Annotated in this window: 12 protein-coding genes and 1 pseudogene; 5 read left to right on the top strand and 8 right to left on the bottom strand. The window is 70.6% G+C overall.

Annotated features, from left to right (window positions below; translation table 11 throughout):
* Positions 1 to 56: 56 nt before the first annotated feature.
* On the bottom strand, positions 57 to 908 hold the full coding sequence (locus tag RYH80_RS02555) for a CDP-alcohol phosphatidyltransferase family protein (RefSeq protein WP_370902293.1): 852 nt from the start codon (positions 906 to 908) through the stop codon (positions 57 to 59).
* Positions 902 to 2914: a Gfo/Idh/MocA family oxidoreductase gene (locus tag RYH80_RS02550; protein ID WP_370902292.1), complete on the bottom strand. Its 2013-nt coding sequence runs from the start codon at positions 2912 to 2914 to the stop codon at positions 902 to 904. The genes RYH80_RS02555 and RYH80_RS02550 overlap by 7 nt, the downstream gene beginning before the upstream one ends.
* Before the next feature lie 148 nt (positions 2915 to 3062).
* On the opposite strand from RYH80_RS02550, the gene RYH80_RS02545 reads away from it, so the two are divergent.
* Complete coding sequence (locus RYH80_RS02545) at positions 3063 to 4259, top strand: glycosyltransferase (RefSeq protein ID WP_370902291.1); 1197 nt, start codon at positions 3063 to 3065, stop codon at positions 4257 to 4259.
* Between the two features lie 34 nt (positions 4260 to 4293).
* Here the strand turns inward: RYH80_RS02545 and RYH80_RS02540 are convergent, their stop codons facing one another.
* The 6 genes and pseudogenes from RYH80_RS02540 to RYH80_RS02515 form a co-directional block, all read right to left on the bottom strand.
* Positions 4294 to 5157 carry an MTAP family purine nucleoside phosphorylase gene (locus RYH80_RS02540; RefSeq protein WP_370902290.1) on the bottom strand — a complete coding sequence of 288 codons (864 nt, stop codon included), beginning with the start codon at positions 5155 to 5157 and terminating at the stop codon, positions 4294 to 4296.
* A 112-nt stretch (positions 5158 to 5269) separates the two neighbouring features.
* Positions 5270 to 5896, bottom strand: coding sequence for a class I SAM-dependent methyltransferase (locus tag RYH80_RS02535; RefSeq protein WP_370902289.1), 627 nt, complete (start codon positions 5894 to 5896; stop codon positions 5270 to 5272).
* 56 nt (positions 5897 to 5952) lie between these two features.
* Positions 5953 to 6681 (bottom strand): alpha/beta hydrolase, encoded by a 729-nt coding sequence (locus RYH80_RS02530; RefSeq protein WP_370902288.1) that lies wholly within the window; start codon positions 6679 to 6681, stop codon positions 5953 to 5955.
* A 158-nt stretch (positions 6682 to 6839) separates the two neighbouring features.
* Positions 6840 to 7529: pseudogene (locus tag RYH80_RS02525) on the bottom strand (nucleotide exchange factor GrpE); the annotation flags it as partial.
* 54 nt (positions 7530 to 7583) lie between these two features.
* Positions 7584 to 8468, bottom strand: a complete 885-nt coding sequence (locus RYH80_RS02520; protein ID WP_370902287.1) for a proteasome assembly chaperone family protein — start codon at positions 8466 to 8468, stop codon at positions 7584 to 7586.
* Positions 8469 to 8576: 108 nt separating this feature from the next.
* Positions 8577 to 9509 (bottom strand): MBL fold metallo-hydrolase, encoded by a 933-nt coding sequence (locus RYH80_RS02515; RefSeq protein WP_370902286.1) that lies wholly within the window; start codon positions 9507 to 9509, stop codon positions 8577 to 8579.
* Positions 9510 to 9786: 277 nt separating this feature from the next.
* Between RYH80_RS02515 and RYH80_RS02510 the strand changes: the two genes are divergently transcribed.
* From RYH80_RS02510 to RYH80_RS02495, 4 genes are all read left to right on the top strand, one after another.
* Positions 9787 to 10761, top strand: coding sequence for an SMI1/KNR4 family protein (locus tag RYH80_RS02510; protein ID WP_370902285.1), 975 nt, complete (start codon positions 9787 to 9789; stop codon positions 10759 to 10761).
* 114 nt (positions 10762 to 10875) lie between these two features.
* Positions 10876 to 11400: an SMI1/KNR4 family protein gene (locus tag RYH80_RS02505; RefSeq protein WP_370902284.1), complete on the top strand. Its 525-nt coding sequence runs from the start codon at positions 10876 to 10878 to the stop codon at positions 11398 to 11400.
* A 423-nt stretch (positions 11401 to 11823) separates the two neighbouring features.
* Positions 11824 to 12936: a 5-methyltetrahydropteroyltriglutamate--homocysteine methyltransferase gene (locus RYH80_RS02500; protein WP_370902282.1), complete on the top strand. Its 1113-nt coding sequence runs from the start codon at positions 11824 to 11826 to the stop codon at positions 12934 to 12936.
* Positions 12933 to 14006 (top strand): methionine synthase, encoded by a 1074-nt coding sequence (locus tag RYH80_RS02495; protein ID WP_370902281.1) that lies wholly within the window; start codon positions 12933 to 12935, stop codon positions 14004 to 14006. The genes RYH80_RS02500 and RYH80_RS02495 overlap by 4 nt, the downstream gene beginning before the upstream one ends.
* The last annotated feature ends 27 nt before the right edge of the window (positions 14007 to 14033 follow it).

Below are 14033 nucleotides of genomic sequence, written 5' to 3'. Positions count from 1 at the left end.
CCTCTGTCGGACACGGCGGCGGCCGACACTCGTCTCCCGGTCCGTCTGTCCCGGAGTCAGTCGTCGGCCGCGGCACCGTCCCGTTCCGAGTGTGGCTCGCCGCCCCGCGGGGACCCGCCGAGCCACCGGGGGAGTCGCCCGGTGACGGCGAGGTAGTCCCGCCCGAACACGAGCAGCGACGGCGCGAGTGCCAGCGGTGCGACCGTCCGGACGGCACCCGCCGGGACGACCGGCGTCAGCGCGATCGTCAGGAAGCCCATCTGGAAGGCGGCCAGCGGCCGTCGGAGTCGACTCGGTGGGAGTGACCCGACGGGTCGCCCGCGCCGCCGCTCGATCGCGAGCCCGCCGCGGTAGACGTACCGTGCCGCAGCCAACGCGAGGTAGACGGCCGGGAGCCGCCCCCACGCGACCCCGACGGCCGGTGCGACGACGAATCCGAGCGTGTCGTACGCGAGGTCCAGCCGCTCGCCGAGTCGCGTGCGTTCCCCGACGTGTCGCGCGAGGAACCCGTCGAGGGCGTCCATCACGACGCCGCTCCCGTAGCAGACCGCCGGCACCCACAGCAGCGCCGCACCGCCGTGGGCCGCGAGCCGCTCGGGTGCGACGACGACGAACCCGGCCGCGACCGCGTACCCCAACCCACGGGTGACGGTGACGGCGTTCGCGAGCCCGAGTGTCCGCGAAACGGGACCGCCGGACGGCGGTCGGTTCTCCGTCAAGTGGTGTCGGAGGAACACGACCACGCCGGTCGTCGTGACGCCCGCCGCCACGAGCCAGTGTGTCGCGACCGTCGCGTCGACGGTCGTCGCCACCACGGCGTAGCCGACCGCGAGCACGACCGCCGCACCGGGTGCCACGACCGTGGTCTGCCGGCCGAGCCGTCGCGGCAGTGTCGGGTCGTCTACCACACGCCACCTCCGGCGTCGTCGGAGTCGGCTCTCGACGCACCTCCGCCGTCGTCGGAGTCGGCTCTCGACGCGGCCGCGGCGCGGTTCCCGTCTCGGCCACCGGTAGCGACACCGAGTGCCGCGTCGACACGTGACACGTCCGCCGCGTCGAGGTCGAGCCCCGCCCCGGCGAGGTGGTCGACGACCGTCCCGGGTGCGGCCGGACTCGTCACGGGGACGACACCGTGCGCGACGTGCCAGCCGACCACGGCGGTGGTCGGGTGGACGTCGTGCCGCTCGGCGAGCGCTCGGATCGCGTCCCTCTCGACCCCCGCGAACGGAGTGACGGCGAGCGGTCGCACACCACACTCGTGGTACGACACGACGGTCTCTCGCCGCGGTGTCGCGGGCGCGGCGTCGACCGCCACGAGTGTCGGCGGGAGGCTCGCGTCTCCGTCGCCGGACGTGGAGCGTGGTGGGGACGACGGAGTGTGTCCGGCCGCGAGCACCCCCGAACCGGAGCCTCGGCCGCCGACCAGCACCGTGTCGAACCCGTCGACACCCGCAACCGTCCGGAGTCGCTCGGCCGCACCGGTCACTCGCTCGTCGTCGTGTCCCGCTCCGGCTCGGCCGCCACCGTCGTCGGTGGTGACGTGGCAGACGAGGTGGAGGCTCTCGCGAGCCGGTGCTCCCGGCGCGGCGAGTGCCTCCCCGACCGCGCCCGCGGTTCCGTCGTCGACGACGAGCAGGCGACACCCCGCGTCGAGTGCGGCGGCCGTCGCGTCCGCGGTCGCTGGCGTGTCCGTAGTGTTCCCGTCCCCACCCCGAGTCGCCGCTCGGTCCCACCCGCCCGGCGCGTACCCGACGGCCGGGAGCCGCAGTGCCGCACGCCGCGACTCCGCCGAGCCCGATGTCTCCACACTGCCCGCGCTGGCTGCCGACGAGTCGCCGCCGTACGTCGGTACCGGCGCTGGCAGCCGTAGCGCGTCCGCGTCCGGCGTCCGCTCGGACACGTCCGCGACGGTGACCGACTCGCGTCGCTCGGCCGCTCGCTCGACGCTCTCGCAGACGGCGACGACGTGTGCGGCACGCACCGCGGAGCGTCGCGGACGCTCCCCCCGGTCGATCGCCCGTGCGAGTCGCAGCGGGCCGTCCGCGAACCCGCCGTCTCGCGTCGGCCCTGCCGGTGGGACGGCGGTGTACGCTCGTCCGGACCGCCCGAACTGGACCGCGTCCCGCGCGTCCGTGCCGCCGCCACAGTCACCGAGGTACAGCGAGCCGTCGTCGCCGTGGAGTTCCAGCGAGTTGAACTCGCGACTCCGGTGAGGCACGTACAGACTCGCCGTCAGGCGCACGCGAGTGCCGTCGGCGTGCGTCAGCGTCGCCTCGACGTGACTCGGCGCCGACGGCGTCGCCGTCTCTCGCGTCGGCCACGGGTCGTCGGCCGTCGCCGTCTGGACCGTCTCCACCGGGCCGAACCAGGCGGTCGTCAGCGCCAGCGGGTAGACGCCGCCGTCGTACAGCGGTCCGACGGCGAGGAACGACTCGGGGTCGTCGTGCCACTCCGTCACTCGCCCGACGTGGGCGTGGGCGTACGCCACCCGCACGTCGCCCAGCCGGCCGTCCGCCAGCAGTCGCGCGACGCGTCGCTGTGGCGGGTGCCGCGGCGCGACGGGCGCACAGCCGAGTGCGAGGTCGCGCTCCCGAGCGGTCTCGACCAGCCCCCAGGCCGTCGCGGCCTCCAGCGCGAGCGGCTTCTGGACGAAGGCGTGCCGGTCGGCCGCCAGCACCTCCCGTGTGACGGGAGCGTGGGCGACGTGGCTGGTGAGGACCACCACCAGCGGCGCCGACTCGGCGGCCAGCATCGCCGCCGTGTCGGTGTACGCCGTCGCGCTGTGGGCACTCGCGAGCGTCCGGGCCCGCTCGCCGTCGAGGTCACAGACGCCGACGAGGTCCAGGTCCGTCTCGGCGAGCCCCGCGGCGTACGCCTCGGCGGCCGCACCCGCGCCGACGAACAGGCAGTTCACACACGTTCTACGGACCCGACCACTAAGAACCCGGGTACACCGGCGGACACGTCTCGGGCACCCACTCGGGGGGCTCGTCGCCCGCGGGACGAACCGGATCGTGGCGACGAGCCGAGGGTGATTAGTCCGGTGCCGTGCAGGAGTGTGTGTGGCAACCATCGCCGTCGTCCACAACACGCTCGACTTGCGCGGGGGCGCCGACGCCGTCTGCCTCCACGCCTGCGAGGCGCTCGGACGCGACCACGACGTTCGGCTGCTCACGCTCTCGCACCCGCCGCTGGCGGAGTTGGACGCCGTCTTCGACACGGACGCCGCACGCGCCGTCCGCGTGGAGACGCCGAGTTGGAGCGGGCCGGTCGCGCGGGCGTTCGCGGCCGCGGCACCGCACGTCGGCCCGCAACTCCCGCTGCGGAGCGTCCTCTTGGACCGCTGGCTCCGCCGTCGCCGCGGCGAGTTCGACCTCGTCGTCTCCACCGCCAACGAGTTCGACGTGCCCGGCCGGTCGGTCCAGTACGTCCACTACCCACAGTTCCGAGCGCGACGCGGCGACCCCGGCGAGGATGTGGGTCGTGTGGCGTCGGAAGCGGACACGGACCGTTCGATCGCGGATCGGATCGCGGGGGGACGGGAGCTGCCGAACGCCGTCTGGAGTCGTGCGGCGGGGGTGGGCGACGGCGAGCTACCGGTGGGGGCACACCTCCTCGCCAACTCCTCGTACACCGCCCGGGCGGTCGCGACGCGGTACGGACGCGAGCCCGAGGTGCTCCACCCGCCCGTGGACCCGATCACCGGCGGCCCGGACTGGGACGCCCGCGAGGACGGCGTCGTGATCCTCGGGCGACTCGCGCCGGACAAACGAGCCCTGACGGCGCTGGAGATCGTCGCGGGTGTCCGTGAACGAGGCCACGACCTCACTGCACACGTCGTCGGCACGGCCGCGCCAGCCTACCGCACGTACGCCGACCGCGTCGCGGCGGCCGTCGCGGACCACGAGTGGGCACACCTCCACCGCGACTGTTCGCGCGAGCGGCTGGAGGAACTGCTCACGACGACGAAGTACGGCCTCTCGGCGAAACCGAACGAACACTTCGGGATGGCCGTCGCGGAGTACGTCGCCGCCGGGATGGTCGCGTTCGCGCCGGACTCCGGGGGCCAACGCGACGTGTTGGACGGCGACCCGGATCGACTGTACACCTCCGCGACGGACGCGGTCGAGACCGTCGCCGCCGCCGTCGAGCGCGGGGATCGACCGACGCTCCCGCGGGACCGCTTCGCCCGCGAGCGGTTCCACGAGCGGCTCCGAGACGTGGTCGGAACCCAGTTGCCGCCGCACGCACGCCGGTGACGACGACGCCCGGAGAGACGCCCTCGCCGTCGCCTCAGTCGTCGAGGTAGTCGCCGACGAACAGCTCCACGTCCTCGCGCACGTCGTCCGGGATCGCCTCGCTGGGCGTGTTGATCGTCCCCTCCAGCGCCGAGTGGGCGTCTGGGTCCACGTCCTCGGGGAAGTGCCGGATCGCGTGCTCGACGGTCTCCTTGATCGCCTTCTCGTTGTTCTTCGCGTGTTTCAGCACCTCACCGAGTCGGTCGTCCTGCTTCCCGCGCCAGACGCCGTAGTCCGTGACCCCCGCCAGCGTCGCGTACGCCATCTCCGCCTCGCGGGCGAGCTTCGCCTCCGGGATCGTGGTCATCCCGATCACTTCCCAACCCTGCTCGTGGTAGAACTCCGACTCCGCCATCGTCGCGTACTGTGGCCCCTCGATACAGACGTAGGTGCCGTCTTCGACGACCTCGGCGTCCGTCGCCTCGCGGGCGGACTCGGCGAGGTGGGCGGCCAACTCCGGCGAGTACGGGTCCGCGAACGACTGGTGGACGACGATCCCGTCGCCGTAGAAGGAGAGATCGCGGTGTTTCGTCTCGTCGTAGATCTGGTCGGGGACGACCAGCGTCTCGGGAGGCAACTCCTCCTGCAGCGAGCCGACGGCGTTGCTCGCGATCACGTACTCGACGCCCTGTTGTTTCAGCGCGTGGATGTTCGCCCGGTACGGCAGGTGTGTCGGCGAGAGCTGGTGATCGGGGCCGTGTCGCGGGAGGAAGACGACCTCCTCCCCGGTCTCGCCGAACTCGCCGATCTCCAGGTCCGTCGACGGCTCGCCGTACGGCGTGTCGACGCTGACGGTGCGCGTGTCGTGCAGCGGGAGCGCCTCGTAGATACCACTCCCACCGATGAAGCCGATCGTCATCACCTCCCGAGTCGTGTCCGACCCCTCCTAATCCCGTCGGTCGACGGTGTTCCGGGCGGGAGGGATCGAGTGCCGAGAACGCTCCGAGCCGACGAGTCGACCTCCGAGTGACTCACTCCGGGAGTCGCGCCCGGAAGATCGGCTTCGAGGCACCCTCCTCGTCGGCGAGTTCGTCCTCGCTGGCCCACGTCTCCTCGACGGAGAAGCCGGCCGACTCCAACTGCTCGATCGTCGTCTCCGTGCCGGCGATCTCCCACGCCATCTCGACGCCCGTGTCCAGCCAGTCGGGGTTCTCTCCGACCCACTCCGTGTGGCCCTCCGTGCACACCAGCGTCCCACCGGGCCGCAACACCCGCGCGAACTCGTCGATCACCGTCTGGTGGTCCTCGAGCGGCACGTGGATCAGCGAGTGGAGGGCGACGACGCAGTCGACGGCGTCCGTCGTGATCGGCAGCGACCGTAGGTCGCCGCGTGCCAGGCCGGCGCTCGGCACTCGTTCGCTCGCGAGCGCGAGTTGGCCGGCCGAGATGTCGACGCCGTACGCCGTCCCGTGCTCGACCGCGGCGGCGAGGCCGGGGACGCCGTCGCCACACCCCGCGTCGAGCACCCGCGACTCGGGCGGGAGGCCGTCCACCACCGACTCCACGACCGTCCGTTCCAGTCCGTCACCGTCGCGATCCGCCGCGTACGTCTCCGCCAACGCCGTGTACGACTCCGCCACCGAGAGTGGGTCGACCATCGTGTCACGCCTCGCCCAACTGTCTGGTAAACGTACCGCCAGCGTGTGGAATCCTCTCAGGCTCCGTCGCCGCCGTGACGCGAGTTTACGGGCGTCCGCCCGTCCGCCACCGCCCGCAGATCCGCCCGAACACGGTCGAGTGTGCGCTCGCGGCTCGCGGACGCGAAGAACTCGTGCCCGCCGTCGTACAGTCTGATCCGGTCGGCCGGTGCGTGGTCGCCGACCGCTCTCACCCCGACCACGGTGTCACGGAGCGAACAGTAGACGACACTCCCCTCGCGGAACGGCGGCAGCGTCGCCTGTGCTCCTCGGACCGCACGGAGCCACGCCGGGGAGATCCCCCGCTCCGCGGCACCCGTCTCGTCGGCGGGTTTCAACGCGCCCAGCTGGTCCGGGTCCGTCTCGCCCGGGATCACGCGCCGCTCGACCGGGAGCCGGGCGACGAGCGGGAGCAACGCGCCGACGAGACCGTCGTCGTTCGTCCCCCAGAACGGACTCGCGTACACCCGCGAGTCGTCGCCGGGGACGTGTGCCAGCGCCAGACAGCCGAGACTGTGTGCCAGCGTCGCCGCGGGGTCGACCGCCTCGTTGATCTCGGTCAACGGTGCTCGGTAGTCGCGCTCGAAGTCGGTCCCGTTCTCCGGCACGACGACGGCGTGGACGTGCCAGTCGGCCGCCAACTGCGACAGGAGCCAGTCGACCGGGTCGTGCTCCGGTCGGTTCCCCCACCCGAGCACCACGAGCAGGTCTCGGTCGTCCGGGTCGCCGTACGTGTGTCGCTGCACACTCACTCCGCACTCGCCGACTCGTCGCCGCCGTCTGTCTCCGCCGTCTCGGCGCTCTCGCCGTCGGCCGCTCGCGCGCTCTCCTCGGCGTCTGTGTCGTCCGTCGTCGCCTCCTCGCCACCCGCTGCTGCCGGCTCCACCTCGCCGTCGTGGCCCGAGCCGTCACTCACCGTCACCTGCGCGGCCTCGATCACGGTGTCGTCCGTCTCGAACCCCGGCGCGTACACCTCCGCGACGGTGTCTTCGGGCTCGTCGCTCTCGACGCGGACCATCACCTGGTGGCGCTGGGGGTCGACCGGCGTCCCCGGCTCCGGTTCGATGGGCGTGACACCCTCCTCCGAGAGCACGCGGTCGAACGTCTCCAGCGTCGACTCCACGCCGGGGCGGATGTCTGCCTCGTCGTCCTGCTCCAGGGCGCGGACGAGGTTGTTACGCACTTCCGCGAGCTTCTCGACGAGGTCCGCGGTCGCCGCCTCGGCGGCCTGTTCGCGGCGCTTCTCGGCGCGGTCCTTGTAGTTCTGGAAGTCGGCGCGGGTCCGCGCGAGCTTCGACTCCAACTCGTCGGCGCGCTCGCGGTGGCCCTCGGCCTCCGACTCGACGGCGGCGATCCGGTCTTCGACGCGCGCGGCCAGCTCCTCGTCGTGAGCGGCGACCTCGGCGACGAGGTCGGACCGCTCTGCCTCGTCGTCGTTCGCGGCCGTCTCGCCGTCCGTCTCCCGCCGTGCGGTCTCCGCACCGGTGGCCGTCTCGGCGTCGCCCGTCGCGTCGGCGTCTGCCGCCGCGGCGTCACCCGACGCCTCTCCAGCGGTGTCGTCGCGGTCTGCGTCCGTCCCGGCGTTCTCGCTCATGTGCGAACACACGCCTGCCGCGGATATAAGCGTTGTAAAACCGACTCCCGCCACTCACTGGTACATCCGCAACGGCGTCGCCTTCGAGGAACTGTCGTCTTCGGCGGCGGCGACCTGGTCGGCGAGTCGCTGTTTCGCGGCCCGCACGCGTTCGGCACGCTGCGTCAACTCCTCGACGGCCACGTCGACACCGGCGAGCGGTTCGACGACCCGCTCCAAGACAGCCTTCGCCGCGCCGGGGTCGGGGAACCGTGGTGTCGTGTCGGCGACGACGCCGATGGCCGGTAGCTCCGTCTCCATCGCGTGTGCGAGCAACGCCCCGCTCGGTCCGGAGACGATCCCGGCGTTGTCGGGGACCTCCAAGTCCGTCTCCGCGAGGCGGTCGCTCGCACCCGCGGTAGCGACTCCGCGGAGTCGTGGCCCGCGGTCTACGTCCGAGGCGGCTTCGGCCTGCTCGGCGGCCGTGTCCGTCCCCTCCGCGGTCGCGTCGACCGCCGCCGCGTCCGACGGCGACGCGTCTCCCCGCGAGACTGCCGTCTCCACTCCGTCGGCACCCGTGTCGTCGCCGTCCGACTCCTCGTCGGCCTCCGTCCCGGCGACGTACACCGGCGTGGTGTCGGTCTCGTGGAGCCACTCGGCCACGCAGCCGGCGAACTCGTAGGCCGCGTCGGGCGACACCTGCACGTCACTCTGGAGCGCGACGAGGTCTCGGTCCGGGTCGGCGTACAGGCGGACCGGCGACCTGACGACCGGCTCTCCCTCGCCGAAGCCGGCGACCCGCGGGAGCACGTCACAGTGGACGTCCGCGAGGTGGACCACGTCGAGTTCCGCGACCAGGTGGTCCACCGCGATCTTGCCGACGAGGCCCATCCCCGGGAACCCCTCCAACAGTACCGGCTCCGTCAGTTCGAGTCGCCGGTGGAAGTCGATGTGTGCCACGTCTCGACGTACCACGGTCGCCGTCATAAACGTTCCCGGCGGTGTGTCGAGTCGCGAACCGTGATTCTCGTCTGGTGGGCTCCGGTCTGTGACGCGAATCTTCGCCCGTCAGACCGTGAACCGCAGCCCGTCGCGGGCGACGCGAACGTCCCCGTCGAACTGTGCCTCGACGGACTCGATCATCGCCTCCTCCTCGCCGTCCGTGTGTGGGTACTGGTGAGTGAGGTAGACACGCTCTACATCGGTCCCCGCCAGCGCCGCCCCCAACTGCGTCGGGTTCGGGTGGTTGTCCACGTCGATCCCGTCGGGGAACGAGCAGTCGTGCGCCAACACCTGTGCCCCGTCCGCGAAGTTCGCCAGCCCCTCGAACGCCTCCGAGTCCCCCGAGAAGACGAACTCCCCCGGTCGCTCGCCCGCGCCGGGGACGACGTCCTCCGTCGTGACACCGTCTGCGGCGTCGCTCTCCCCCGAGAGCCCCTCCGCGTCGCTCGTCGCCGACCGCTCTCCAGTGTGGTTCCCGGTCTGCGCTCCGGTTGGCGTACCGCCTTCTTCGGGTGCCTCCGCGTCCGACGCTCGCGCCGTGTCGGGGGCACGGAACCGGTAGGCGAGACACTGGACGGAGTGGCGCGTCTCGTAGGTGTCGACCGCCAAGCCGGCGACGGAGACCGTCTCGCCGGGCGAGACCTCCCGCACGGTGAGGTCGATCCGCCCGTCGAGGTACTCGTGGGTCGCCAGTTCGCTGTCGAGGAGTTCCTTCGTCCCCGTCGGCCCGACGATCTCGAGGTGTTCCTCACCCGCGAGCCACCGCGCCTTCACCAACGGGAGCAGATCCGCCACGTGGTCGAGGTGGTGGTGTGTCAACAACACCGTCGACACCGCCTCGTACCCCGGCTCCGTCTGCGAGAGCCGGTGGAGGATGCCGGCCCCACAGTCGACGAGCAGCGGCCGCGCGTCGCCGGCCGCCGCCTCCACGAGGAGACCAGTCTGGACTCGCTCCGGGTGTGGCATCGCCGCACCCGTCCCGAGGAAGGTCACACGCATACCCGCGTCTCCGAGCGACACCCCCTTGTGACTGGCGGAGCCGACTCGCTCTCCCGGTCACCTCCCCGCCCCGCCTCACAAGGCTCTCTCCTGGGCCGCCTACCCGTAGCCGTATCGTAACCCGTACCATGTGGTGGCCCGCCGCACGGAGCGAGACAGTCGGGTCTACCACGGGCTCGACCTAGCAATTCACCAGCCGTGCCGACGAGCAACCGGTCACGATCTCGAGATCGGGATAAAATATACTTCGGGAGACGCAAGAGGATACGACCGGACGATGCGACCCATCCACGAGAGCTGGCAAATCGTCGAGGACTGGCTCGAAGCGCACGACGCCGCGGATGTCCTCTCCCCGCCCCCATCCGACGAGGACGTGGCTGCGATAGCGGAGACCGTCGGGGTCGACCTCCCGGACCCCTTCGAGACGTTCCTCCGGCGACACGACGGGCAGACGCCGGGGTCGAGACCCCTGTTTCGCCGGCACGCCCTCTGCTCCGCCGAGAGTATCGTCGACAACTACACGCAGATGACGACGGCGCTGGCGGAGGGGACCTTCGAGGGACGACTCGATGGGTTCGAGGACTGGGCCGGCAGCCCCGACCCGGAGGTGGCCGAGGTCTGGTGGAACGACATTCCGTTCGCACACGACGCCTCGGGTAACTTCCTCTGTCTGGACCTGGACCCCACACCCGAGGGGGACTACGGCCAGGTGATAACCGTCTGGCACGACATGCCGGGACGGTATGTCCGCGGTGAGGGGTTCACCGCGTGGTTCGACGGCTACGCGACCGCGCTCGAAGAGGGGACGCTCCGCTACTCGGAGCACACCCACGGGCTGGTGGCCGAGCCACCGGATATCTGGCGACACGAGGCTACGGAGGTCTCCGACCCGACGAGCGCGGACCTCCGACGGGTCTACGACGCTCACTACGACCGTCGAGGGGGTGAATACGACGACAACTGGTTCGCCGAGGTCTGTCTCGACTGGCAGGGGTCGGTCGACCCCTGCGTCCAGTTCCAGTGGGGGACGCTCAACGTCGCGGGACTGCCCGACCGGAGCCACGTCGACGCCGCCAAGACCGTCCTGTTCGAGGAGGACCTCCCGGTCCACGAGGAGAGTGAGATGTTCGTCACCACGGTCGACCCGTCGTTAGACGCCGACCGGGCGGCCGCGGTCACCGAGCGGGTCCTCCGCGAGGTGTACGACACGGAACTGGAGGATGTCGAGACAGTCCGCGAACGGGTGCTGTGAACGTCCGGGTTTCCCCCGGTAGCGAGTGACGGCACCCGATCCGTCCTGGCGCAACCGGACGAGTTCCAGTCCGACCACCACGTTTGTTACCGAAGGGAGTGAACTGCCGGCATTGTGGAACGACGCTGGCGAGAACTGGAGGCGTGGGCCGAGGACAACGCTCCCGCGCTCACGTCACAGTTGCGACCGCCCGCCACGGAGGCGGAGATAGCGGCCGCCGAGGAGCGCCTCGACGTGCGTTTCCCACCGTCGGTCCGGGAGTCGTACGCTATCCACGACGGTGAGACGTGTTCGTGGGACGGCGTCCTCGGGTACGGGCTACTCTCGCTGTCCGACCTCGTGGAGACGACGGAGGTCCTGCGTGGCATCGACGGCGACTTCGACTACGACTTCTGGGGAGAATCGCTCGTTCCAGTGCTGGCTGTGGGCAACGGTGACTACCTGTGTGTCAGGGCGGCCACGAGCGGGGAGGAGACGGTGTTTCTGCGGTGGGATCACGAGAGTTCGAACCGGGAGGAACTCGAACCCTCGTTCGGTGCCTACTTCGAGACGGTCCTCGACGCACTCCGATCTGGCGAGTACGAGTACGATCGGGACAGCGAGCGGCTGCGGGTCGACGTCGCGATTCGGCGGCACTGAGTTCCCGTTTCGGGTCGCCACGTAGCGGCGAGCAACCTCCGCCGGACCCAGCGATGGATCAGTATTAGTAACCTCCGCCGCTGGCTCGCTCTCGTGGCGACTGCCACCGCCGCCCCAGCCGCCACTATCAGGGATCACCTCCAATGCGTGAGCGGGACATCACGGTACGCGTCGCGTGCTTCGCGCCTCGAGGCGTGGAGGCGGTCGTCGTCCACGGGGAAGAGTGTCCGTCCCTTGGACTGGAGCGTGCCGATGCTTGCTATCTACGTGGCAGGCGTGGTGACGAGACCGACGTGGGTCGCCTCCAGCCTCGCCGTACCCTCTCCCGTCCCACGGCGGCGCGGCACCCACCACACGAGAGATAACTCTCGGACATCGGTCGAAGACAACAGTATTATGCACGAGCATTCCAAGAACCAGGTGATGACCGAGATCGTGGCGACGACGACGGGGTTGTACCCGTTGCCAGACCCTGCGAAACGAGAGCTGTCGGAGCTGAAGGGCCACCAGAAGGGTGACCTGATCTCCGGCGACGAGGGCCCGGAGGTACGGGCGGCGTACGAGCGCGCTCGCGAGACCGTGGTGGCGGACCAACTCGACGCCGGCCTCGACCGGATCGTCGAGGGGCAACTCCGTTGGGACGACGTGCTCGCACACCCGCTGATCGTCTCCGACGCCGTCGAGGCCGGTGGGATCGTGCGCTACTACGACAACAACAACTTCTACCGCGACCCCCGGATCGTCGACGAGTTGGCGCCGTCCGGCGACGTGGGTGCGGAGTTGACCGCGGCGACGGAACTACTCGACGGCGCGGAGCCGCTGACCCGGATCGAGGGCGACGCACGCGACCCGACCGCCGACACGGAGACGACCGTGGACGCCTTCGACGGCGACGCGGCGGCCGCGACGCAGGCCGTCCTGCCGGGCCCGTACACGCTCGCGGACCTGGCGACCGACGAGTTCTACGACGACGAGGCGGAGTTGCTCGCGGCGGTCGCCGACCTCCTCGCGGCGGAGGTCGAGGCGTTCCCGACCCACGCGACGCTGTTCCTCCACGAACCCTCCTACGTCGTGAACCCACCCGGTGACGGGCTCGACGAGCGAGCCAGCGCCGCGGTCGACACCGTCGCGACGGCGACGGACGCCGACGTGGTGGTCGACACCTACTGGGACTCCTTCGAGGAGAAGCCGTACGCACACCTGTTGGACGCCGACATCGACGGCGTCGGCTTCGACTTCGTGGCCGGCGACCGCGACGAGACGCTGTACTGTCTCAACGAGTACGGCTGTACCGACGACGTGGCGCTGGGCCTCGTCGACGGGCAGAACACGCTCGTCGAGGAGCCGGAGACGGTCGCGGACCGCGTGGAGTGGGTCCACGACAACGTCCCCGCGACGACCTTCGAGACCACGTACGTGACACACAACACGGAGACGTTCTACTTGCCCGTGAACCGCCACCGCGAGAAGCTGGCGACCCTCGCCGAGGGTGCCGCGCTCGCTCGCGACCGCCTGGAGACGGAGGTGACCGCATGAGCCGCAACCCCGCGAACCGCGAGCAGTTCCGCCCTGCCGACCACCCGCACGACCACTTCCTGATGACGACGGTCGTCGGATCGTACAAGAAGCCGACGTGGCTCAACCGCGCCCGCGACCGCTTCGAGGACGACGACGCGCGCTTCGACGCCGACGACTGGGCCGAGGCGAAAGACGACGCCGCACGCGTGATCACGAACGAACACGAGCGGTCCGGGCTCGACGTGGTCGTCGACGGCGAGGTGCGCCGCAACGAGATGGTGGAGTACTTCGCCGAACGGATCGACGGCTACGAGTTCAACGGCCCGGTGAAGGTGTGGGGCCACAACACCTTCCGGAAGCCGTCCGTCGTCGACGAGGTGGGCTACGCGGAGCCGTGGCTCGTCGACGAGTTCGAGTTCGTCGACGACGTGGCCCAGCGCCCGGTGAAGGTGCCGATCACGGGGCCGTACACGCTCGCCCGGTGGGCGTTCGACGAACACTACGGCGACACCGCCGAGTTGACGTACGAGATCGCGGACCTGGTCAACCACGAGATCGAACGCCTCGTGGAGGCCGGCGCGCGCTACGTCCAGATCGACGAGCCGGCGCTGGCCCAACACGTCGACGACCACGCCATCGTCGGCGAGGCGCTGGAACGGATCGTCGACGACATCCCCGAGACGGTGCGGATCGGCCTCCACGTCTGCTACGGGGACTACTCGCGGATCTACCCGGAGATCAACGAGTTCCCGATCGACGAGTTCGACGTGGAGCTGTGCAACGGCGACTACGAGCAGGTCGAGGTGTTCGCCGACGGCGAGTTCGCGCCGGACCTCGCGCTGGGTGTCGTGGACGCCCACACCGCCGAGGTGGAGTCCGTCGAAGAGATCGAGGCGAACATCGAGCAGGGGTTCGAGATCGTCCCGCCGGAGAAGCTCACGGTCTCCCCGGACTGCGGGCTGAAGCTGCTCCCGCGGGAGATCGCCTACGGGAAGATGGAGAACCTCGTGCAGGCCGCCCGGAACGTCGAGGAGCGACTCGACGCGGGCGAGATCGACGTGGCTGCGCCGACCCCGACGGCGGACTGATCGGGGGAACCGGCCCATCCCAGTCGC

Origin of the sequence: Halobaculum sp. MBLA0147 (genome assembly GCF_041361345.1) — an archaeon.
Lineage (GTDB): Archaea > Halobacteriota > Halobacteria > Halobacteriales > Haloferacaceae > JAHENP01.
The sequence above is the reverse complement of the archived record's forward strand: the minus strand, read 5'-3'. Positions and strand labels throughout refer to the sequence as shown.